17 protein-coding genes and 1 pseudogene are annotated in these 21,653 nt (G+C 72.4%); 14 read left to right on the forward strand and 4 right to left on the reverse strand.

The features are described from left to right. The first annotated feature begins 22 nt into the window (after positions 1-22). From pcaC to AB0N17_RS21795, 5 genes and pseudogenes are all read left to right on the forward strand, one after another. The gene (gene pcaC, locus AB0N17_RS21775; RefSeq protein ID WP_366013063.1) at positions 23-1,312 is read left to right on the forward strand and encodes a 4-carboxymuconolactone decarboxylase; all 1,290 of its coding nucleotides are present in this window, start codon (positions 23-25) and stop codon (positions 1,310-1,312) included. Between the two features lie 55 nt (positions 1,313-1,367). After that, a complete protein-coding gene (locus AB0N17_RS21780) occupies positions 1,368-2,003 on the forward strand; it encodes an MBL fold metallo-hydrolase (protein ID WP_366013064.1) in 636 nt (211 codons plus the stop codon). Positions 2,004-2,048: 45 nt separating this feature from the next. Further along, positions 2,049-2,828: an exodeoxyribonuclease III gene (locus AB0N17_RS21785; RefSeq protein ID WP_366013065.1), complete on the forward strand. Its 780-nt coding sequence runs from the start codon at positions 2,049-2,051 to the stop codon at positions 2,826-2,828. Between the two features lie 15 nt (positions 2,829-2,843). After that, positions 2,844-3,260 (forward strand): DUF6278 family protein, encoded by a 417-nt coding sequence (locus AB0N17_RS21790; protein ID WP_366013066.1) that lies wholly within the window; start codon positions 2,844-2,846, stop codon positions 3,258-3,260. A gap of 258 nt (positions 3,261-3,518) precedes the next feature. Beyond that, positions 3,519-3,757 (forward strand): annotated as a pseudogene (locus AB0N17_RS21795) (amino acid ABC transporter permease); the annotation flags it as partial. A gap of 78 nt (positions 3,758-3,835) precedes the next feature. On the opposite strand, the gene AB0N17_RS21800 reads toward AB0N17_RS21795, so the two are convergent. Further along, the gene (locus tag AB0N17_RS21800; RefSeq protein ID WP_366013067.1) at positions 3,836-5,401 is read right to left on the reverse strand and encodes an alpha/beta fold hydrolase; all 1,566 of its coding nucleotides are present in this window, start codon (positions 5,399-5,401) and stop codon (positions 3,836-3,838) included. A 106-nt stretch (positions 5,402-5,507) separates the two neighbouring features. Next, positions 5,508-6,257, reverse strand: a complete 750-nt coding sequence (locus AB0N17_RS21805; protein ID WP_366013068.1) for a hypothetical protein — start codon at positions 6,255-6,257, stop codon at positions 5,508-5,510. Between the two features lie 141 nt (positions 6,258-6,398). Between AB0N17_RS21805 and ggt the strand changes: the two genes are divergently transcribed. Beyond that, a complete protein-coding gene (gene ggt, locus AB0N17_RS21810) occupies positions 6,399-8,201 on the forward strand; it encodes a gamma-glutamyltransferase (RefSeq protein ID WP_366013069.1) in 1,803 nt (600 codons plus the stop codon). A 40-nt stretch (positions 8,202-8,241) separates the two neighbouring features. On the opposite strand, the gene AB0N17_RS21815 is transcribed toward ggt, so the two are convergent. Together AB0N17_RS21815 and map are read right to left on the reverse strand one after the other, a co-directional pair. Continuing rightward, complete coding sequence (locus AB0N17_RS21815; RefSeq protein WP_366013070.1) at positions 8,242-10,806, reverse strand: ATP-dependent Clp protease ATP-binding subunit; 2,565 nt, start codon at positions 10,804-10,806, stop codon at positions 8,242-8,244. Between the two features lie 125 nt (positions 10,807-10,931). Continuing rightward, positions 10,932-11,708 carry a type I methionyl aminopeptidase gene (map, locus tag AB0N17_RS21820; protein WP_366013071.1) on the reverse strand — a complete coding sequence of 259 codons (777 nt, stop codon included), beginning with the start codon at positions 11,706-11,708 and terminating at the stop codon, positions 10,932-10,934. 110 nt (positions 11,709-11,818) lie between these two features. Here map and AB0N17_RS21825 point away from each other — a divergent pair, with 110 nt between their 5' ends. From AB0N17_RS21825 to AB0N17_RS21860, 8 genes are all read left to right on the forward strand, one after another. Then, on the forward strand, positions 11,819-12,070 hold the full coding sequence (locus tag AB0N17_RS21825; protein ID WP_366013072.1) for a helix-turn-helix transcriptional regulator: 252 nt from the start codon (positions 11,819-11,821) through the stop codon (positions 12,068-12,070). Between the two features lie 1,443 nt (positions 12,071-13,513). Continuing rightward, positions 13,514-14,206: a hypothetical protein gene (locus AB0N17_RS21830; RefSeq protein ID WP_366013073.1), complete on the forward strand. Its 693-nt coding sequence runs from the start codon at positions 13,514-13,516 to the stop codon at positions 14,204-14,206. 206 nt (positions 14,207-14,412) lie between these two features. Beyond that, entirely contained in the window at positions 14,413-15,255 is an 843-nt protein-coding gene (locus AB0N17_RS21835; protein ID WP_366013074.1) for a nitrilase-related carbon-nitrogen hydrolase, read from the forward strand. Continuing rightward, on the forward strand, positions 15,252-16,535 hold the full coding sequence (locus AB0N17_RS21840) for an aspartate aminotransferase family protein (RefSeq protein ID WP_366013075.1): 1,284 nt from the start codon (positions 15,252-15,254) through the stop codon (positions 16,533-16,535). Before AB0N17_RS21835 ends, AB0N17_RS21840 begins: the two co-directional genes overlap by 4 nt. Before the next feature lie 17 nt (positions 16,536-16,552). Then, positions 16,553-18,127 carry a PucR family transcriptional regulator gene (locus AB0N17_RS21845; protein ID WP_366013076.1) on the forward strand — a complete coding sequence of 525 codons (1,575 nt, stop codon included), beginning with the start codon at positions 16,553-16,555 and terminating at the stop codon, positions 18,125-18,127. A gap of 156 nt (positions 18,128-18,283) precedes the next feature. After that, the gene (locus AB0N17_RS21850; RefSeq protein ID WP_366013077.1) at positions 18,284-19,126 is read left to right on the forward strand and encodes a nitrilase-related carbon-nitrogen hydrolase; all 843 of its coding nucleotides are present in this window, start codon (positions 18,284-18,286) and stop codon (positions 19,124-19,126) included. 27 nt (positions 19,127-19,153) lie between these two features. After that, entirely contained in the window at positions 19,154-20,557 is a 1,404-nt protein-coding gene (hydA, locus tag AB0N17_RS21855; RefSeq protein WP_366013078.1) for a dihydropyrimidinase, read from the forward strand. An 11-nt stretch (positions 20,558-20,568) separates the two neighbouring features. Then, a complete protein-coding gene (locus AB0N17_RS21860; RefSeq protein WP_366013079.1) occupies positions 20,569-21,588 on the forward strand; it encodes a TIGR03842 family LLM class F420-dependent oxidoreductase in 1,020 nt (339 codons plus the stop codon). Positions 21,589-21,653: the final 65 nt, after the last annotated feature.

Genomic DNA, 21,653 nt, shown 5'->3' on the forward strand with positions numbered 1-21,653 from the left:
GAGACGTGAGAGGGTCTGGGGCGTGAGTGAGACACCCCCGAACACCCTGCAATACCGCTTTGACGGGCCAGAAGACGCTCCGGTCCTGATCTTGGGTCCCTCACTGGGTACCACATGGCACATGTGGGACCGCCAGGTGCCCGAGCTGGCCAAGCAGTGGCGGATCTTCCGCTTCGACCTGCCCGGGCACGGCGGCGCCCCCGCCCGGCCGGCCGGTTCGGTCGCCGAGCTGACGGCGCGACTGCTGGCCACGCTGGACTCGGTCGGCGTGCAGCGGTTCGGATACGCGGGCTGTGCGCTGGGCGGGGCGATCGGCATCGAGCTGTCCCTGCGGCACCCCGAGCGGCTCGCCTCCCTCGCCGTGGTCGCCGCCTCGCCCCGGTTCGGCACCGCCGACGAGTTCCGCCAGCGCGGCGTGATCGTCCGGACGAACGGGCTGGACCCGATCGCCCGGACCGCCCCGGACCGCTGGTTCACCGGCGGGTTCGCCGCCGCCCAGCCCGCGATCACCGAGTGGGCGGTGCAGATGGTCCGCACCACCGACCCGGGCTGCTACATCGCCGCCTGCGAGGCCCTCGCCGCGTTCGACGTACGGCCCGAGCTGGGCCGGGTCGGGGTGCCGACGCTCGTGCTGGTCGGCTCCGACGACCAGGTCACCGGCCCCGCCGAGGCCCGCACCCTGGTCGCCGGCATACCGGACGCCCGGCTCGCCGTCGTCCCCGGCGCCTCCCACCTCGTCCCCGTGGAGCAGCCCGCCGCCGTCACCGACCTGCTCGTGCATCACTTCTCCACCGCCTGGCAGATGCCCTTCGACACCGGCCAGACGGCGCTGCCGAGCACCCCGGCCGTCCCGGTGCCGGCCGCGCCGCCGCAGGCCGTGCCGGTCGCCGAGATCGCCCCGGCCGCCGTGCCCGCGCAGCTCGCCGCCGCACCGGACCGGTACCAGAGAGGGCTGAAGATCCGCCGCGAGGTGCTCGGCGACGCGCACGTGGACCGGGCGCTGGCCCAGGCCGACGACTTCGCCGGGGACTTCCAGGAGTTCGTCACCCGCTACTCGTGGGGCGAGATCTGGGACCGGCCCGGCCTGGACCGCCGTACCCGCAGCTGCGTCACGCTCACCGCGCTGGTCGCGGGCGGCCACCTGGAGGAGCTGGCCCTGCACACCCGGGCGGCGCTGCGCAACGGCCTCACCCCGGACGAGATCAAGGAGGTCCTGCTGCAGACGGCCGTGTACTGCGGGGTGCCGGCCGCGAACAGCGCGTTCCGGGTGGCCCAGCAGGTCATCCGCGAGGAGACCACACCGGCGGAGTGATCCCGCCGGGGCGGTCATGGGCGGCGGGCCGCCGCGTCCGGCAGGATGCGGGGGCATGAGGCTGACGAAGAAGTCCCACGCCTGCGTCCGGCTGGAGAAGGACGGGCAGACCCTCGTGATCGACCCGGGAGGGTTCAGCGAGGACGACGCCGCGGTCGGCGCGGACGCGATCCTGATCACGCACGAGCACCCCGACCACTTCGACGAGTCCCGGCTCCGGGCCGCCATGGAGCACAACCCGGCGGCCCGGATCTGGACGCTGCGGTCGGTCGCCGGGCAGATCTCCGCGGCCTTCCCGGGCCGGGTGCACACCGTCGGCCACGGCGACGCCTTCACCGCCGCCGGCTTCGAGGTGCAGGTCCACGGCGAACTGCACGCCGTGATCCACCCGGACATCCCGCGCATCACCAACGTCGGCTATCTGATCGACGACGGCGTGGTCTTCCACCCCGGCGACGCGCTCACCGTCCCCGGCCGGCCGGTGCGGACGCTGATGCTCCCGGTGATGGCGCCCTGGAACAAGATCTCCGAGGTCATCGACTACGTCCGCGAGGTCCGGCCGCAGCGCGCCTACGACGTCCACGACGCCCTGCTCACCGACCTGGCCCGGCCGATCTACGACCGCCAGATCGGCGCCCTGGGCGGCACGGACCACCAGCGGCTGACGCCCGGGGCGTCGGCGGAGGTCTGAGCGCGGGGAACGGCGTTGTCACACCCTCCGGGTAGGTTGTGAGGCATGCGCATCGCTACCTGGAACGTGAACTCGATCACCGCCCGCCTCCCGCGGCTGCTGGCCTGGCTGGAGAGCAGCGGCACCGACGTGCTCTGCCTCCAGGAGGCCAAGATCGCCGAGGAGCAGTTCCCGTTCGACCAGCTGCGCGAGCTGGGCTACGAGGCGGCGGTCCACGCGACCGGCCGGTGGAACGGGGTGGCGGTGCTCTCCCGAGTCGGCCTGGCGGACGTGGTCAAGGGCCTGCCCGGCGACCCCGGCTACGAGGGCGTGACCGAGCCGCGCGCCGTGTCGGCGACCTGCGGCCCGGTCCGCGTCTGGTCGGTGTACGTGCCCAACGGCCGCGAGGTGGAGCACCCGCACTACGCCTACAAGCTCCAGTGGTTCGAGGCCCTGAAGGCCGCCGTCGCCGGGGACGCCTCGGGCAGCCGCCCGTTCGCGGTCCTGGGCGACTACAACGTGGCACCGACCGACGACGACGTCTTCGACGTGGCGGCCTTCGAGGGCTCCACGCACGTCACCCCGGCCGAGCGCGCCGCCCTGGCCTCCCTGCGCGGGGCCGGTCTGAGCGACGTCGTGCCCCGCCCGCTGAAGTACGACCACCCCTTCACCTACTGGGACTACCGCCAGCTCTGCTTCCCCAAGAACCGCGGCATGCGCATCGACCTGGTGTACGGCAACGAGCCGTTCGCCCAGGCCGTCAAGGACGCCTACGTCGACCGTGAGGAGCGCAAGGGCAAGGGTGCCTCCGATCACGCGCCCGTGGTGGTCGACCTCGACGTCTGATGCCACGCTGGGCCCATGAACCTTCCGTTCCTGGGCCACCGGCACAAGAAGAGGGGCGCGTCCCTCCCCGCCGACCCCGAGGGGGTCGCCGCACTGCTGTCCGAGTGCGAACTGCTCCGCTCGCAGGCGGCCCGGGCCGGCGTCCGTCTCGACGACACCCCGGCCTCGCTGGAGGCCCTGGACCAGCTCGTCCCGCGCTGGCGCGACGACGCCGAGACGCTGCCCTGGCTGGGCAACGACGCCGGGCTGTACCTGGGCACGGTCGTGGTGCGCACGGTGCCGGGCGCCGCCTGGCGGATCCGCTCCGACGGCGAACTCGTCGTCCGTCTCGCCTCCGGCCGCGAGGTCGAGGTCGTGGACGCCGGGCAGGGGTGGGCGGCGAGCGGCGTGCCCGAGCTGTCCCAGCTGTACGGGGAGATCGCCGAGACCTGAGCCGCCCCTGGACCGGGACACCACTCCAGGCTTAAATACGGCTTATGCCCGAAAGGTGCGTGTCGTTCCTCAACTCCGTCGACACCTGGATAGTTTGCGGCGACCACGACACGGCGGAGAGTGAGTAGGGCTGCGGATGGCCGTCGATCTGCTGATCGAACTGCACAACGTCACCACGTACTCGTCGGCACCGGGCGGTTCACGTCCGCCGAGGGCGCGCGGCCGCTGCCCGCGCCGGCCGCGGAACTCCCCTTCTGCAACGGCTCGGTGCTCGCCGGGGTCCTCCGCTCCGGCGTGAGCGCGGTCGAACGCGGCCGGGGCGAGGCCGCGTTCGACCGCGGCGTGCGCAGGACCCGGGTCATGGCACGCCCGCTCGGCTTTCTCGTCACCTACGAGGAGTTCCTCCACACCGGGAAGCCCACCACCTCCGACCTCGACTACGATTTGCCGTTCATCCCTATGGGATGTGCATGCTGCCTTCGTGGTGCGCCGGCTGGGGAGCCCCCCCCATGGCCCCGGAACCCCAGGGGGGCGGCAGTTCACACGGGCCAGGCTCGTCCGGCGGCAGCCGGAGATCACTGCTCGCCGAGCGGGACGGACACGTATGACGGGTCGTCCGAAGGCGAGGAGAAGGTCAGCTGCGCGCCGGACGGGTTGTGCTCGATGTAGAGCGGGTCGACCGTGTCGGCCACCAGCGCGAGGCGGTGTCCGGCGGGGACGTCGTAGGCCGTGGAGAACAGGTCCAGGTCGACGTCGAACGGCTCACCGGGCGTCCGCCCGTGCCAGGTGTACGGCGCGTGCGTGATCAGCTTGCCGATGCCGAGCGGGCCCACGTCGTACAGGTAGGCGACGAGGGTGCCGCTCTCGGCGGTCGGGGTGAGCGTGGTGTGCAGGGCGGCGGTGCCGCGCACCCGCTGGGCCGTGCCGTACCGCTCCGACTGCCACACGGCCGCCCAACGGCGCGGCAGCAGCGGCATCGAGGCCATCGGCGGCAGCTGGGCCACCTGGTCGAGGATGCTGGAGAGGAAGACGATCCCGCCGTCCGCCCCGGAGTCGACATTGGCGTGGATGGTGGTGGAGCCCGCGAGCGCGATCTTCCGCCGGGTCGCGCCGACCGACTTCCAGTCCGGGTAGCCCTCGTATCCCCCCGCGCTACGGGACTTCAGCTGGACCGGCTGCTCGTGGTCGACGCCGTTGTCGCTGCCCTTCAGATAGTGGTCGAGCCAGCGTTCGGTGTCCGTCCAGACGTCGTTGGGCAGCCCGAACAGGCCGGTGAGTTCGGCCGTCGCGTGGTCGCCGGGGCGCAGCTCCAGCCGCTTGGGCACGGTGAGCTTCTGGTAGAAGTCCGCGTACTGGTTGGCGGGGAAGACCGTGTCGCCCCAGGCGTTGGCGAGCATCACGGCGGGGCCGTTCGCGTTCAACTGGTCGACATAGGTGGCGGCGGACCGCTTCCGCCCCCAGTCGATCATCTCCTGTTCCTTGCCCAGGTTCGAGGAGTACAGGTTGTCGAAGATCTGGCGCAGTTCGGGGCTCTCGCGCCCGGTCAGGGTGGCCGCGCCGTCGAGCACGCCGAGGGCCTGCACGTGCTGGGTGCGGCCCGAGTAGATCGAGCCGACCAGATCGGCCCAGCCGCTGAGCGCGGCCACCGCCTTGATGCGCTTGTCGTGCGCGGCGGCGAGGAGGCTGATCCCGGCGCCGTACGAGACGCCCGCCATGCCGATGTGCCGCGGGTCGGCGGGGGTGTGGGCGAGGGCCCAGTCGATGACCTTGGAGGCGTCCGCTATGTCCGGCGGACCGGCCACTTCTATCTGTCCGCCGGACTGCCAGAAGCCGCGCACGTTGTAGGTGAGCACCACGTAGCCGGCGTCGGCGAGCTTCTGGGCCTGGGCGAGGTACTCCACCTGGGGCAGGCTCCAGCTCGTGGGCAGCACGACCAGCGGGTAGCTGTGTGAGCCGTCGGCGCCGGCGGGCGTGACGACGTTCGCCTTCAGCACGGTGCCGCCGTCACCGGTGATGTCCACGAAGCGCACGGACGACGCGGCCTGGGCGGCGGGGGCGAGCCCGACGACGGTCCCGGCGAGCAGTGCCGCCGAGACGGCTCCGACGGCGGAGGTGCGCAGCGCGGTGCGACCGGTTCCCATGGGTCACTCCTTCATGTGTCGGTGCAAAGTGACCCGACGGTAACCTCCGCCCTTTACCGCAAGTAACCCGTCGGTAAGTTACGTACCAGTAAAGATTGTTGAACCGCTAAGCGGCCGTATCGGCGGACGCCGTATCGGGAACGGGCGTGCGCGCCGCCCGCGTCACGTCCGCCACCAGCTCCACCACATCGGGGCCGTACGCCTGCGAGTTGAGCACCTTCAGCAGCAACACGAAGGACCCGGTGCCGTACTTGCGGTGCAGCCGCTCGTGGTGGCGGGCGAGATAGCGGGTGGCGGCCTGGTTGGTGATGGCGCGCTGACCGCAGAAAAGGAACACCGGCCGGCCCGCGCCGTGCCCGTCCGCGCTGAGCCGGGCGAGCAGCACGTACTCGCTGCGGCCCCCCTCCATGCGGTAGTGCTCCCCGCCGATCCGGAAGGCGCCCAGTTCCGCGCCGGCGTCGGTCTCCACGTTCATCCACACACCCGGCAGCAGCGAGGAGAGATGGGCGGCCATCCGGCGGTTCGAGTAGGGACCGCCGACGCAGAACTCCGTCCGCTCGCCGAAGCCCTGTTGGGTGGCGTCGTGCGCCACCACCTGGGCGTGCGCGTGGCAGTCCTTGATCAGGCCGGCGAGTTCCAGCAGGGCGAACACGTCGTACCGCATCACCGACAGCTCCGGACCGCCCGCGTTGCGGTTGACCACCAGCAGCGACTCGGAATGGTCCGGCAACCCGAAGAACGCCTGCTTGCGCCGGAGTCGGCGGCGCCACAGATACGTACGGGCGAGCCAGCCGAGCGAGGCGGATATCCCGGTGGCCGCCAGGCCCAGGACGATGTTGCGCACGTCGTCGTTCATGGCCGCGCATGCTAGCGGGCCCCGGGAACGGCACGCACCGGTGTTCGATCCATGACGGTCGTGGGGCAGGGCACGCAGGCGTACTGTCGGTGGTACGGCAATCTCGTTAGGCTGCGCGGACTGTCCCGACGGGAGGTACGGATGGGTCGTCCTGGCACGCGGAAACTGGCGGTTCTGGCGGTCTCGGCCGCCATGGTGTCGGTGGGAGCGGCGGCGCCGCCCGACGCGAAGACGAGCGAGACGGTCACCAAGGTCCCCGTCGCCGTGGGCTACGGCGGCGCGGTCGCCAGCGTCGACGCGGACGCCTCGGCCGCCGGCATCGAGGTCCTCAGGCACGGCGGCAACGCGGTCGACGCGGCCGTCGCCACCGCGGCCGCGCTCGGGGTCACCGAGCCCTACTCCGCCGGCGTCGGCGGAGGCGGCTACTTCGTCTACTACGACGCCAGGACCCGCACCGTGCACACCGTCGACGGCCGGGAGACCGCGCCGCAGAGTGCCGACGCCGGCCTGTTCACGGAGAACGGTAAGCCGCTCGCCTTCAACGACGCCGTCAGCAGCGGCCTCAGCGTGGGCACGCCGGGCACGCCCGCCACCTGGCAGACGGCCCTGGACGAGTGGGGCACCCGACGACTCGGCACGGTCCTGCGGCCGGCCGAGCGCATCGCCCGCGACGGCTTCACCGTGGACGACACCTTCCGCTCGCAGACCGCGTCGAACGAGACCCGGTTCCGCTACTTCCCCGACACCGCCAAGCTGTTCCTGCCGAACGGGCGGCTGCCCGTCGTCGGCTCCACGTTCAAGAACCCCGAACTCGCCCGCACCTACGAGGAACTGGGCCGCAGGGGAACGGACGCCCTCTACCGAGGGGACATCGGCGACGACATCGTCAACACGGTCGAACACCCGCCCGTGGACCCGGCCTCCGGCTGGAACGCGCGCCCCGGCAAGCTGGCCGAGAAGGACCTCGCCGTCTACCGCGCCAAGCTCCAGGCGCCCACCAGGACGTCGTACCGGGGCCTGAACGTGTACTCCATCGCCCCGTCCTCCTCGGGCGGCACCACGGTCGGCGAGGCGCTCAACATCCTGGAGCGGACCGACCTCTCCAAGGCGAGCGAGGTGCAGTACCTGCACCACTTCATCGAGGCGAGCCGCATCTCCTTCGCCGACCGCGGACGCTGGGTCGGCGACCCCGCCTTCGAGGACGTCCCCACCCGGCAGCTGCTGTCGCAGGAGTACGCCGACTCGCGGGCCTGCCTGATCAAGGACGACGCGGTCCTCACCAGCCCGCTCGCCCCCGGCGACCCGCGCCACCCGGCGGCCTGCGGCAAGGGCGGTACGGCGGCCCCCACGACGTACGAGGGTGAGAACACCACCCATCTGACCGTCGCCGACAAGTGGGGCGACGTCGTCTCCTACACGCTCACCATCGAGCAGACCGGCGGCAGCGGCATCACCGTGCCCGGCCGGGGCTTCCTGCTCAACAACGAGCTGACCGACTTCTCCTTCGCCCCGGCCAACCCGGCCGTGCACGACCCGAACCTGCCGGGCCCGGGCAAGCGGCCCCGCTCGTCCATCTCGCCGACCATCGTGCTCGACCGGCACAACCGGCCGGTGGTGGCGCTCGGTTCACCGGGCGGCGCGACCATCATCACCACCGTGCTGCAGACCCTGACCGGGTTCCTCGACCGGCGTCTGCCGCTGGTCGACGCCATCGCCGCCCCCCGCGCCAGCCAGCGCAACGCGGCGAAGACGGAACTCGAACCGGCGCTCTACGACTCCGGCCTGAGGAAGCAGCTGGAGGCCATCGGGCACTCCTTCTCGCTCAACCCGGAGATCGGCGCGGCGACCGGGGTGCAGCGGCTGCCGGGCGGGAAGTGGCTGGCCGCCGCCGAGAAGGTACGGCGCGGCGGCGGCTCGGCCATGGTGGTGGACCCGGCGCCGTAGGACCCGCCGCCCCGCCGTCGTCACGCAGGACCCGTCGGCGTCACAACTCCGTTGCGGGCGGCCGGGTTTCCTCCGGCGCGGGCGGCCGGGTTTCCGCAGGGCGGAAGTCCAGCCGCCCGTCCGCGACGTCCACCGTCACCCGGCTGCCCTCGGAGATCGTGCCGTTCAGCAGCAGCCGGGACAGCTGGTTGTCCACCTCGCGCTGGATGGTGCGGCGCAGCGGCCGGGCGCCGTACTCCGGCTGGTAGCCGCGCTCGGCGATCCAGTCGACGGCCGCGTCCGTGAACTCGACCGTGACGCCCTGCCCCTCTACCAGGCGCCGGGTGCCCTCCAGCAACAGGTCGGTGATCTGCCGCAGTTGCTCGCTCGTCAGCTGCCGGAAGACCACGATCTCGTCGATGCGGTTGAGGAACTCCGGCCGGAAGTGCTCGCGCAGCGGGCGCAGGATCTGCTCCCGGCGGGCCTCCTCGTCGGCGTCCGCACCGCCCGGCCCGAACCCGATCCCGGCACCGCGCCGGGTGATCGCCTCGGATCCGAGGTTGCTGGTCATCACGATGACCGTGTTGGTGAAGTCCACCGTCCGGCCCTGGGAGTCGGTCAGCCGGCCGTCGTCCAGCACCTGCAGCAGGATGTTGAAGACGTCCGGGTGTGCCTTCTCCACCTCGTCGAGGAGGAGCAGCGAGTACGGGTGCCGGCGCACCACCTCGGTGAGCTGGCCGGCCTCCTCGTGGCCGACGTACCCGGGCGGGGCGCCGACCAGCCGGGACACGGTGTGCCGCTCCTGGTACTCGCTCATGTCGAGGCGGACCATGCGGTCCTCGCTGCCGAACAGCGCCTCGGCGAGCGCGCGGGCCAGCTCGGTCTTGCCGACGCCGGTCGGGCCGAGGAAGAGGAAGCTGCCGATCGGCCGGTTCGGGCTCGCGAGCCCCGCGCGGGAGCGCAGCACGGCCTCCGAGACCACGGCGACGGCCTCCTCCTGGCCGACCACCCGCTGGTGCAGGTGCTCCTCCAGACCGAGCAGCCGTTCCTTCTCCTCCTGGGTGAGCCGGCTGACCGGGATGCCGGTCTGCCGGGACACCACCTCGGCGATGGCTTCCGCCGTCACCTCCAGGTCGAGGCCCTCGTCTACCTTCTCGTCGCCGCTGACCTCGGCGATCCGCTGCTTCAGCTCGCCGATACGGTCGCGCAGCTCCTTGGCCCGGTCGTAGTCCTCGTCGGCGACGGACTGGTCCTTGTCCCGGACCAGCTGATCGACCTCGCGCTCCATCGCCCGCACGTCGGTCCCCTTGGTCCGGGCGCCGAGCCGTACCCGGGCGCCCGCCTGGTCGATCAGGTCGATCGCCTTGTCCGGCAGCCGCCGGTCGGTGAGGTACCGGTCCGACAGCTCCACGGCGGCGACCAGCGCCTCGTCGGTGTAGCGGACCTGGTGGTGGGCCTCGTAGCGGTCGCGCAGCCCGCGCAGGATCTCGATCGTGTCCGCGACCGTCGGCTCGGGCACCAGGATCGGCTGGAACCGGCGGGCCAGCGCCGCGTCCTTCTCGATCCGGCGGAACTCCTCCAGCGTGGTCGCGCCCACGATGTGCAGTTCGCCCCGGGCGAGGGCGGGCTTGAGGATGTTCCCGGCGTCCATCGCGCCGCCCTCGCCGCCGGAGCCCGCGCCCACGACGGTGTGCAGCTCGTCGATGAACACGATCAGCCGGTCGGAGTGGGCACGGATCTCCTCGACGATGTTGTTCAGGCGCTCCTCGAAGTCGCCCCGGTACCGGGTACCGGCCACGACCCCGGTCAGGTCGAGGGCGACGACCCGGCGGCCGACCAGCTTGTCCGGGACGTCCCCGTCGACGATCCGCTGGGCGAGGCCCTCGACGATGGCCGTCTTGCCGACCCCCGCGTCCCCGATGAGGACGGGGTTGTTCTTGCCGCGCCGTGACAGCACCTCGATGGTCTGCTCGATCTCGGTGTCCCGGCCGATGACCGGGTCGATGCGGTCCTGCCGGGCCAGCTCGGTCAGGTCGCGGCCGTACTTGTCCAGGGTGGGCGTGCCGGTGGACCGCTGCCGCTCCGGGCGGGTCTGGGTGGTCTCCGGGGCCTCGGGCGGCAGCGAGCCGGCCGAGAAACGGGCCGCGTTCAGGATGTGCCCGGCGGCCGAGTCCGGGTTCGAGGCCAGCGCGCTCAGCACGTGCTCCGGGCCGATGTACCCGGCGCCGCTGGCCCGCGCCATGTCGTGCGCGTCCAGCAGGGCGCGCTTGACGGCCGGGGTCAGCGACAGCGAGGTCGGCGGCGGGACCTCGCCCGGCGGGTGCTGCGCCGGGCCCGCCCGGTCGTCGATCTCCGTCGCGAGCGAGTCGGGGTCCGCGCCGGCCCGGCTCAGCAGACTCCGCGTGGGCTCGCTGGCCACGGCCGCGCGCAGCAGGTGCTGGGTGTCCAGATCCCGGCTGCCGTGCTCGACGGCGTAGACGGCGGCCCCTCTGACCAGCTCCCGGGCCGGCTGGCTGAGCAGACGGCCGATGTCGATGTGGCGCGGGCTCCGGGCGCCGCCGGCGGCTCCGCTGAAGAAGCCGGCCAGGAATTCGCCGAAGGGGTCAGGAGGGTAGCCGTTGGTCATGGCGTTCCGTTCCTTCGCTGAAGACTGGCTCCGCCGGGTAACCCGGGGGTGGGGTGCTCATGCCCACGATGGCACGATCCGTGGGGGGTGGCATGTTCGCCCACGGGGCGGCCGGGCCCGCCCCGCTAGGACGGCACGCGAGCCGTCAGGATCCGGGGGCCGTTCTCCGTGACCGCCACCGTGTGCTCCACGTGGGCCGCGCGGGAGCCGTCGCTCGTCCGGAGGGTCCAGCCGTCGCCCGCCTCGTAATAGTCGTCCTTGCCGCTCGCGATCAGCATGGGCTCGATGGCGAGGACCATGCCCGGCCGCAGCGGCAGGCCCCGGCCCGGACGGCCCTCGTTGGGGACCTCCGGGTCCTCGTGCATACGGCGGCCCACCCCGTGACCGCCGAAGCCCTGCGGGACGCCGTAGCCGGCCGTGCGGCAGACCCGGCCGACGGCGTGGGCGATGTCGCCGATGCGGTGGCCGACGACGGCCGCCTCGATGCCGGCCGCGAGGGCGCGCTCGGCCGTCTCGATCAGGCGCAGGTCGTCCGGGCGCGCCCGGCCCACCGTGAAGCTGATCGCCGAGTCGCCGGCCCAGCCGCCCAGTTCGGCGCCGCAGTCGACGGAGAGCAGGTCGCCGTCGCGGAGCCGGTATCGGGTGGGGACGCCGTGCACGATCGCGTCGTTGACCGACGCGCAGATGACCGCGGGGAAGGGCGTCGGGGCGAAGGAGGGCCGGTAGCCGAGGAACGGCGAGGATGCCCCGGCCGCGCGCAGCACCTCCCGTGCCACCTCGTCCAGCTCCAGCAGCGAGACGCCCACCCGGGCGGCCTCGCGTACGGCCGTCAGGGCGCGGCCGACGACCTGGCCCGCCGCGTGCATCGCGTCGATCGATGTGTCCGTCTTCAGTTCCACCATGCCAATTACTATACCGGTATTTGAATAGGGCGGTCCCTTGCGGTGCCTTGCGGTGCCTTGCGGTCCCGTGCGGGCCGGTGGGCGGCTCGGGGCGGTATTAGAATGGGGTCATGGTGCGCACCCCCCTCACCCCCGAAGAGCGCGAGCGCGGCGAGCGGCTCGGGCGGCTGCTGCGTGAGGCGCGCGGCGAGCGGAGCATGGTGGAGGTCGCCGCCGCGGCCGGCGTCTCGCCCGAGACGCTGCGCAAGATCGAGACGGGGCGGGCGCCGACACCGGCGTTCTTCACCGTGGCCGCGCTGGCCGTGGTCCTCGGCCTGTCGATGGACGAACTGGCCGTCCTGTGTGCGCCGGTGGCCGTCTGAGCCCCCGCGGCATCGAGGGAGTGCGCGCACCGGGCGGGAGTGCGCGTCGGGCGGTCCGCACTCTGCCGGAAAACTCTGCGTAGCAGGCCCGTAACACGACTGGTGTTGCCTGCTGACCGTCGGTGCCGACGGCCGGGCGGGAGCGGGACGATGGCGGTGGGGCAACTCCCCGATCGGATGCGGGACTTCGCGAACTACTTGGACGGCCTGCTGGCCCGCCTCGACCCGGGCGGCGGCTGGAGCGGGGTCTTCTGGCAGCGGGACCCCGAGGGCATGCGGGCGTGCCTGGACGGGCGCGAGGTGCCGCCGTGGGACGTGGTGGAGGCGCTGCTGCGGGACCTCGGCGCGGCGTACGGCGCCGCCGCGGCGGCGGCCGAACGGGAACGGGCCCGTGCCCTGTACCGGGCCGCGCTCACGGCGTGCGACGCCCGGCCCGGCGCCCGGGACGCCCTGGCCGACCGGCTCGACGTCATGCTCCGCGAACAGCGGTACGCCGCCGAACGCCAGGCGGAACTGAGCCGCCTGCTGTCCACGCCGGCCTCTGCCGAGGAGGTCGAGTCCCTCCGCCTCGACCTCGCCTGGGCCCACGACGACCACGTGCGGGCCACCGCCCGGTGTGCCGAACTCCGCGACCGCCTGACCGCCCTGGACCGGCGCCCGGTGGACGGCCGGCCGGGGGAGACGCGGCGGGTGCGGGGAGAGACAGGGCGACCGCCGGGGCGGACCGGCGGAGCCGGCGGAACTGGTGGTGCTGGCGGAACTGGTGGGACCGGCGGAACTGGCGGTGCTGGCGGAATTGGCGGGACCGGCGGAACTGGCGGTGCTGGCGGAATTGGCGGTGCTGGCGGAACTGGCGGTGCTGGCGGAATTGGCGGGACCGGAGGAGCCGGTGGGACCGGCAGGACCGGCGGAGCCGGCGCGCCCCTGCCCCCGGCCGCTCCCGCCGGGGCCCAGCCATCTGCCGCCTTTGCCGGGTCGCAGCCTTCTGTCGCCTCTGGCGAGTCCCTGCCTCCTGCCGCTTTCGCCGGGTTGCAGCCGCCTGCCGCCTTTGCCGGGTTGCAGCCTTCTGTCGCCTCTGGCGAGTCGCGGCCTCCTGCCGCCCCCGGTGAGTCCTGGTCTCCTGCCGCCTTTGCCGGGTCACAGCCTCCTGTCGCCCCTGGCGAGTCGCGGCCTCCTACCGTCCTCGACGAATCCCAGCGTCCTGCCGCCTTTGCCGGGTCGCAGCCTTCTGCCGCCCCCGCCGAGTCCCAGCCCCCTGCCGCTTTCGCCGGGCCCGGGCCCTCTGCTGCCCCCGCCCAGTCCCAGCCTCCTGCCGCTTTCGCCGGGCCTCAGCCCCCTGCCGCCCCCACCGAGCCGCAGCCCCCTGCCACCTCCACCGAGCAGCCGCCCCCCACCACCCCCGCCGAGCCCCGGAGGCGGCGGGGTGGGGCGCGGTTTGCCGGGATGGACGAGGCCGGTGCGGCGCCCGTCGTCGTACCGCCGGCGCAGGCACCGGTGCCGGATCAGGGCGCGGGCGGCGGGCGCCGTGCGCCCCGTGGGGCCCGGTTCGCCGGGGGTGCGGCGGCGGAGCCGGTGGCCCGCGGCGTGGTGGAGGAGAGGGGCGGGGCAGAAGGGGCGCGGGCCGTCGGCCGGGCCGTGGAGCGGCTGGGGCGGTTGCGGGCCGAAGGGCGCAGCGGCGAGGCGCATGTGCTGCTCGTCGAGGCCGCGCAATGGCCCGCCGCCCGCTTCCCGCTGCTCGCGGACGCCCTGCACCGGGCCGGGCTCGGCGCCGACTGGGCGACGCTGCTGTGGGAGTCCGCCTCGCTGCCCGCCGAGCGGCTGGTGGCCGCCGCCGACGCGCTGACCGCGGCCGGGCGGCACGAGGACGGGCGGCAGATGCTGCGTCAGGGCGTGGCCCGGCCGGCCGAGCGGATCGGCGCCGCCGTGCTGCGGCTGGACGGCGAGGGGCGGCGGAGCGAGGTGCGGGCGCTGCTGGACGCCTATGTGCGGGTCCGCACCCCCGAGGAGGCCGCGCGCAGCGCCGCGGCCGATCCGCGGCGGCTCGTGCCCCTGCTGCTGGAGGCCGCCCGCGCCGTCTCCGAGGAACGGCACTGGGACCTCGTGCACGCACTGCGAGTCGCCGGGCACACGACGTGACCGGCACCGGATAATGTCGTCCCGATGTGCCCCGGTTCCGGCGCCCCGGCCGGCCCGCCTGCTCACCCACAGGAGTGCGAAACATGATCGACTCCGCGGGTTGACGACGATGGTCTTGGCAAGGGCCCCGCGGAGGCTTACGTTCGTCCCTCTACGGCCTGCTCTACGGGCGTAGAGGCTCTGACGTCCCGTCGAAGGAGCAGCTCATGGCCAACGTCGTACGAGCCGCACTGGTCCAGGCCACCTGGACCGGCGACACCGAGTCCATGGTGGCGAAACACGAGGAGCACGCCCGCGAGGCGGCCCGCCGGGGCGCGAGCATCATCGGCTTCCAGGAAGTCTTCAACGCCCCCTACTTCTGCCAGGTCCAGGAGCCCGAGCACTACCGCTGGGCGGAGCCGGTGCCCGACGGGCCGACCGTGCGCCGGATGCGGGCCCTCGCCCGCGAGACCGGCATGGTGATCGTCGTACCGGTCTTCGAGGTCGAGCAGTCCGGCTTCTACTACAACACCGCCGCCGTGATCGACGCCGACGGAAGCTACCTCGGCAAGTACCGCAAGCACCACATCCCGCAGGTGAAGGGCTTCTGGGAGAAGTACTACTTCAAACCCGGCAACCTCGGCTGGCCGGTCTTCGACACCGCCGTCGGCAAGGTCGGCGTCTACATCTGCTACGACCGGCACTTCCCGGAGGGCTGGCGGCAACTGGGCCTCAACGGTGCCCAGTTGGTCTACAACCCGTCCGCCACCCACCGCGGCCTGTCCGCCTACCTCTGGCAGCTGGAGCAGCCCGCCGCCGCCGTCGCCAACGAGTACTTCGTCGCCGCCATCAACCGGGTCGGCCAGGAGGAGTACGGCGACAACGACTTCTACGGCACGAGCTACTTCGTCGACCCGCGCGGCCGGTTCGTGGGCGACCCGGCGAGCGACAAGACCGAGGAACTCCTCGTCCGCGACCTCGACTTCGACCTCATCGAGGACGTGCGGCAGCAGTGGGCCTTCTACCGCGACCGCCGCCCCGACGCCTACGAAGGGCTGGTGCAGCCGTGAACGACCTCTACTCCCGCCACCGCCAGGTCCTCCCGGACTGGCTCGCCCTCTACTACGACGAGCCGATCGAGATCACCCACGGCGAGGGCCGCCACGTCTGGGACTCCGCGGGCAACAAGTACCTGGACTTCTTCGGCGGCATCCTGACGACGATGACCGCGCACGCACTGCCCGAGGTGACCAAGGCGGTCGCCGAACAGGCCGGGCGCATCCTGCACTCCTCGACCCTCTATCTCAACCGGCCGATGGTCGAACTCGCCGAGCGGATCGCTCAGGTGAGCGGCATCCCGGACGCGCGGGTCTTCTTCACCACCTCCGGCACCGAGGCCAACGACACCGCCCTGCTGCTCGCCACCGCCTACCGGCGCAGCAACACCGTCCTCGCGATGCGCAACAGCTACCACGGCCGGTCCTTCAGCACGGTCGGCATCACCGGCAACCGCGGCTGGTCCCCGACCTCGCTGTCCCCGCTGCAGACGCTGTACGTCCACGGCGGTGTCCGCAGCCGGGGCCCGTACGCCGGGCTCGACGACCGCGCGTTCATCGACGCCTGTGTCGCCGACCTGAAGGACGTCCTCGGGCACACCCGGCCGCCCGCCGCGCTGATCGCCGAACCCGTCCAGGGCGTCGGCGGCTTCACCTCCCCGCCGGACGGCCTCTACGCCGCCTTCCGCGAGGTGCTGAAGGAACACGGCGTGCTGTGGATCGCCGACGAGGTGCAGACCGGATGGGGACGCACCGGCGACCACTTCTGGGGCTGGCAGGCACACGCCCGCAGCGGCCCGCCCGACCTCGTCACCTTCGCCAAGGGCATCGGCAACGGCGCCTCGATCGGCGGGGTGATCGCCCGCGCCGAGATCATGAACTGCCTGGACTCCAACAGCATTTCGACGTTCGGCGGCACCCAGATCACCATGGCCGCCGGCCTCGCCAACCTCACCTACCTCCTCGAACACGACCTGCAGGGCAACGCCCGCCGCGTCGGCGGACTGCTCATCGAACGGCTCCGGGCGGTCGCCGCCCAGCTGCCCGGCGTGCGCGAGGTGCGCGGGCGCGGACTGATGATCGGCATCGAGCTGACCCGGCCCGGCACCGACGAGGCCGACCCGCAGGCCGCCGCGACCGTGCTGGAGACGGCCCGCGAGGGCGGACTGCTCATCGGCAAGGGCGGCGGCCACGACACCAGCGCCCTGCGCATCGCCCCGCCGCTGTCGCTCACCGTCGCCGAGGCCGAGGAGGGCGCGGCGATCCTGGAACGGGCCCTCAGGAGCACCTACTAGAGAACGGGTGTACGGCCATGACCACCACCTTGGAGTCCCGGCACGGCTGGGAACCCGCCCTCTCCGTCCGCCAGGTGCTCACCCTGGAGCGGGTGCTCGCCGGGGAGCCCGAGGTGGTGGCCGGCCGCGGCCAGCTCGACCGGGCGGTGCGCTGGGTGCACGTCGCCGAGGCCGCCGACGTCGGGGTGATGCTCAGCGGCGGCGAGATGGTGCTCACCACCGGAGTGCTCCTCGCCGGCGACGAGGCCAAGCAGGCCGAGTACATCCAGTCGCTGCACCGGGCGGAGGCCGCCGCGGTCGTCCTCGGCCTCGGCCGCGCCTTCCCCGCACCCCCGGACGCGATGCGGCGGGCGGCGGACCGCTGCGAGCTGCCCCTGGTGGTCCTCCACCGCCCCTCCCCGTTCGCCGAGCTGACGGAGGAGGTCCAGTCCCGGCTGGTGCGGCGCAAGTTCGCCGCCGTCAGCCTCTCAGAGTCGGTCCGGACCGCCCTCACCGGCCTCATCACGGCCGGCGCCCCCCTCGGACGGCTCCTCGACGAAGTCGCCGTGCACAGCGGCTGCCCGGTCGTCGTCACCAACCTCGCCCACCGGGTCCTCGCCACGGCCGGGGAGCGGCCCGCGGTGGACGACGTGCTGCGCGACTGGGAGCGGATCGCCCGGCAGGCCGGTGCCGGCGCCGGTGACGGCTGGATCAGCGCCGAGCTGGGCGGGCGCGGGGAGCGGTGGGGCCGGCTGCTGCTGTGCGGCTACCGCGGGGACGCGGCCAGCGGGCGCCTCCTCGCCGACCGGGCCGCCGAGGCGCTGGTGCTGCACCGCATGCTCGGCGGCGGCTGCGCGCAGAGCTGGGAGGAACAGTCCGCGCAGAGCCTGCTGACTGACCTCCTCGGCGGCGCCGTACCGGCCCGGCAGCTGCTGCCCCGGGCCCGCGCGGCCGGACTGCCGGTGAACCGGCGGACCTTCGTCCCGCTCGTCGTCCCCGGCACCGAACCCGGCCGGGTCGAGCGGCTGCTGCGGCTGCTGGGGCTGTCAGGACTGGTCGCGGAGCCGGCCGGCGGGGCCACCGCCGTCCTCCTCAGCCTCGCCCGGGACCAGAACGCCGAGGCGCTCACCGGGCACTTCGCGGCCCGGCTGCGCGACGAGACCGGCGCGCCGAACGCGGTCGTCGCCGCCGCCGCGCCGCGCACCGCCTGGGACGACGTACCCGCCGGACTGCGCGAGGCCCGGCACGTCGCCGACGCCGTCGCCGACTCCTCCGCCGCGCTCGACCTGCCGGCCGTGGTCCGGCTCAGGGACGTCCATCTGCGCGGGCTGGTCCGGCTGCTGCGCGACGACCCGCAGGTGCAGTCCTTCGCCGAACGGGAGCTGGACGGGCTGCTGGGCGAGGGCGACGCGGAGCTGCTCAACGTCCTGCGGACGTACCTGGCGACCGGCCGCAACAAGTCCCGCACCGCCCAGCTCCACCACGTCTCCCGGCCCGCCCTCTACCGCCGCCTGGAGGCGATACAGGCCCGCCTCGGCGTCGACCTGGACGACTTCGAACAGGCGGCCTCCGTGCACATCGCGCTCCTCGCGCACGACGCGCAACAGCGGTGAAACAAGCGACGACCTGGAAAAACGGCGGTGAAACATGGGCCAGCGAACGCGTGACACGGTGGCACGCCGACCGCACGCAGACGTGACACGCTGCCCGTCGAGGCGGCCGTCCGGGCTTTTCTACGCTCACGGCACACCGAGCTACCGGAGGCCTCGATGAGCCGAGTGATCCGTGCCGCCCTGTTCCAGACCGCCTGGACCGGCGACAAGGAGTCCATGATCCAGGTCCACGAGCAGGCGGCCCGCGACGCCGCCGCCCAGGGCGCCCAAGTCCTCTGCTTCCAGGAGCTGTTCTACGGCCCCTACTTCTGCCAGGTCCAGGACAAGGCGTTCTACGAGTACGCCGAGCGTATCCCCGAAGGACCCACCGTCCAGCGCTTCCAGCGCCTCGCCCGCGAGCTGGGCATCGTCCTCGTCCTGCCGATGTACGAGGAGGAGCAGCCGGGCGTCCTGTACAACACCGCCGCCGTGATCGACGCGGACGGCTCCTACCTCGGCAAGTACCGCAAGACCCACATCCCCCAGGTGCGGGGGTTCTGGGAGAAGTTCTACTTCCGCCCGGGCAACAGCGGCTGGCCGGTCTTCGACACCGCCGTCGGCAGGATCGGCGTCTACATCTGCTACGACCGTCACTTCCCCGAGGGCTGGCGGGCGCTCGGCCTCGCCGGTGCCGAGATCGTCTTCAACCCCTCGGCCACCTCCCGCGGTCTGTCCCGCTACCTGTGGCAGCTGGAGCAGCCGGCGGCGGCCGTCGCCAACGAGTACTTCGTCGGCGCGATCAACCGGGTCGGCGTGGAGGACCTGGGCGACAACGACTTCTACGGCACCACCTACTTCGTGGACCCCGAGGCCCAGTTCGTCGGCGAGGTCGCGAGCGACAAGGAGACCGAACTCGTCGTACGCGACCTGGACCTCGCCAAACTCCGGGAGGTCCGCGACCGCTGGCAGTTCTACCGCGACCGCGCGCCGGGGGCGTACACACCGCTGACCGCACCCTGACCAGAACCGAGTGACCGAGGGAGCAGCATGAGCAGCCGTACCGTGATCCGCGGTGGTCTCGTCATCACCGCCTCCGACGAGATCCACGCCGACGTGCTGATCGAGGACGGCCGCATCGCCGCCCTCGCCGCCTCCGGCACCCCCGCGGCCGGGGCGTTCACCGCCGAGAAGGTCATCGACGCCACCGGCAAGTACGTCATCCCGGGCGGCGTCGACGGCCACACCCACATGGAGATGCCGTTCGGCGGCACCACCGCCGCCGACACCTTCGAGACCGGCACCAGGGCCGCCGCCTGGGGCGGTACGACCACGATCGTCGACTTCGCCATCCAGAGCGTCGGCCACACCCTGCGCGAGGGCCTGGACGCCTGGCACGCCAAGGCGGAGGGCACCTGCGCGATCGACTACGCCTTCCACATGATCGTCTCCGACGTGAACCAGGAGACGCTCAAGGAGATGGACCTGCTGGTGGAGGAGGGCGTCACCTCCTTCAAGCAGTTCATGGCCTACCCCGGCGTCTTCTACAGCGACGACGGGCAGATCCTGCGCGCCATGCAGCGTGCCGCCGAGAACGGCGGGCTGATCATGATGCACGCCGAGAACGGCATCGCGATCGACGTCCTGGTCGAACAGGCCCTCGCCCGGGGCGAGACCGACCCGCGCCACCACGGCGAGGTCCGCAAGGCCCTGCTGGAGGCCGAGGCCACCCACCGCGCCATCCGGCTCGCCCAGGTCGCCGGCGCCCCGCTGTACGTCGTGCACGTCTCGGCCGCTCAGGCGGTGGCCGAACTGACCCGCGCCCGCGACGACGGCCTCCCCGTGTTCGGCGAGACCTGCCCGCAGTACCTGTTCCTGTCCACCGACAACCTCGCCGAGCCGGACTTCGAGGGCGCGAAGTACGTGTGCAGCACGCCGCTCAGGCCCAGGGAGCACCAGGCCGCGCTGTGGAAGGGCCTGCGCACCGACGACCTCCAGGTGGTCTCCACCGACCACTGCCCGTTCTGCTTCACCGGTCAGAAGGAACTGGGCCGCGGCGACTTCTCGAAGATCCCCAACGGTCTGCCGGGCGTGGAGAACCGCATGGACCTGCTCCACCAGGCCGTCGTCGACGGACACCTCAGCCGCCGCCGCTGGATCGAGATCGCCTGCGCCACCCCGGCCCGGATGTTCGGCCTCTACCCGAAGAAGGGCACGATCACGCCGGGGGCCGACGCGGACGTGGTGATCTACGACCCGCACGCCGAACAGGTGATCTCCGCCGCGACCCACCACATGAACGTCGACTACTCGGCGTACGAGGGCAAGCGGGTCACCGGCCGGGTCGAGACGGTCCTCTCGCGCGGCGAGGTCGTCATCGACCAGCGGGAGTACACCGGACGCGCCGGGCACGGCGTCTTCACCCCGCGCTCCACCTGCCAGTACCTCGACTAGGAGCGTGCACCATGGACTTCGGACTCGTCCTGCAGACCGACCCGCCGGCCTCCCGTGTCGTCAGCCTGATGAAGCGGGCCGAGCGCAACGGCTTCCGCTACGGCTGGACCTTCGACTCCGCCGTGCTCTGGCAGGAGCCGTTCGTGATCTACAGTCAGATCCTCGCGAACACCACGAAGCTGAAGGTCGGCCCGATGGTCACCAACCCGGGCACCCGCACGTGGGAGGTCACCGCCTCCACCTTCGCCACCCTCAACGACATGTTCGGCAACCGCACCGTCTGCGGCATCGGCCGCGGCGACTCGGCGATGCGGGTCGCCGGCCGCACGCCCAACACCCTCGCCCGGATCAGCGAGGCCATGAAGGTCATCCGTGCCCTCGGCCGGGGGGAGGAGGCGGACCTCGGCGGCACGAAGATCCGGTTCCCGTGGATCGGGGAGGGCGCCGAACTCCCCGTCTGGATGGCCGCGTACGGCCCGAAGGCGCTGAAGATGACCGGTGAGGAGGCCGACGGCTTCATCCTTCAGCTGTCCGACCTGTATCTGACCCGGTACATGGTGAAGGCCGTCAAGGACGCCGCGGCCGCCGCCGGGCGCGACCCGTCCGAGGTCACCGTCTGCGTCGCCGCCCCCGCCTACGTCACCGAGGACGACTCGCCCGAGGCGCTCGCCCACGCCCGTGAGCAGTGCCGCTGGTTCGGCGGCATGGTCGGCAACCACGTCGCCGACCTGGTCGCCAAGTACGGCGAGCACTCCGCCCAGGTCCCCGAGGAACTCACCGCCTACATCAAGGCCCGCGAGGGCTACGACTACTCCCACCACGGGCGCAGCGGCAACCCGGACACCCGGTTCGTGCCGGACGAGATCGTCGACCGGTTCTGCGTCATCGGCCCGCCCGCGAAGCACGTCGAGAAACTGAAGGCGCTGCGCGCCCTGGGCGTCGACCAGTTCGCGGTGTACGACATGCACGACGCGCAGGAGGCCACCATCGACGCCTACGGGAGCCAGGTGATCCCCGCCGTCAACTCCTGAAGCCCTGAAGCCCAGAAGCCCAGAAGCCCAGAAGCCGAGAAGCCGAGTCCGAGAGCCCCCCACGC

Origin of the sequence: Streptomyces sp. NPDC051133, from assembly GCF_040682635.1 — a bacterium.
GTDB lineage: Bacteria > Actinomycetota > Actinomycetes > Streptomycetales > Streptomycetaceae > Streptomyces.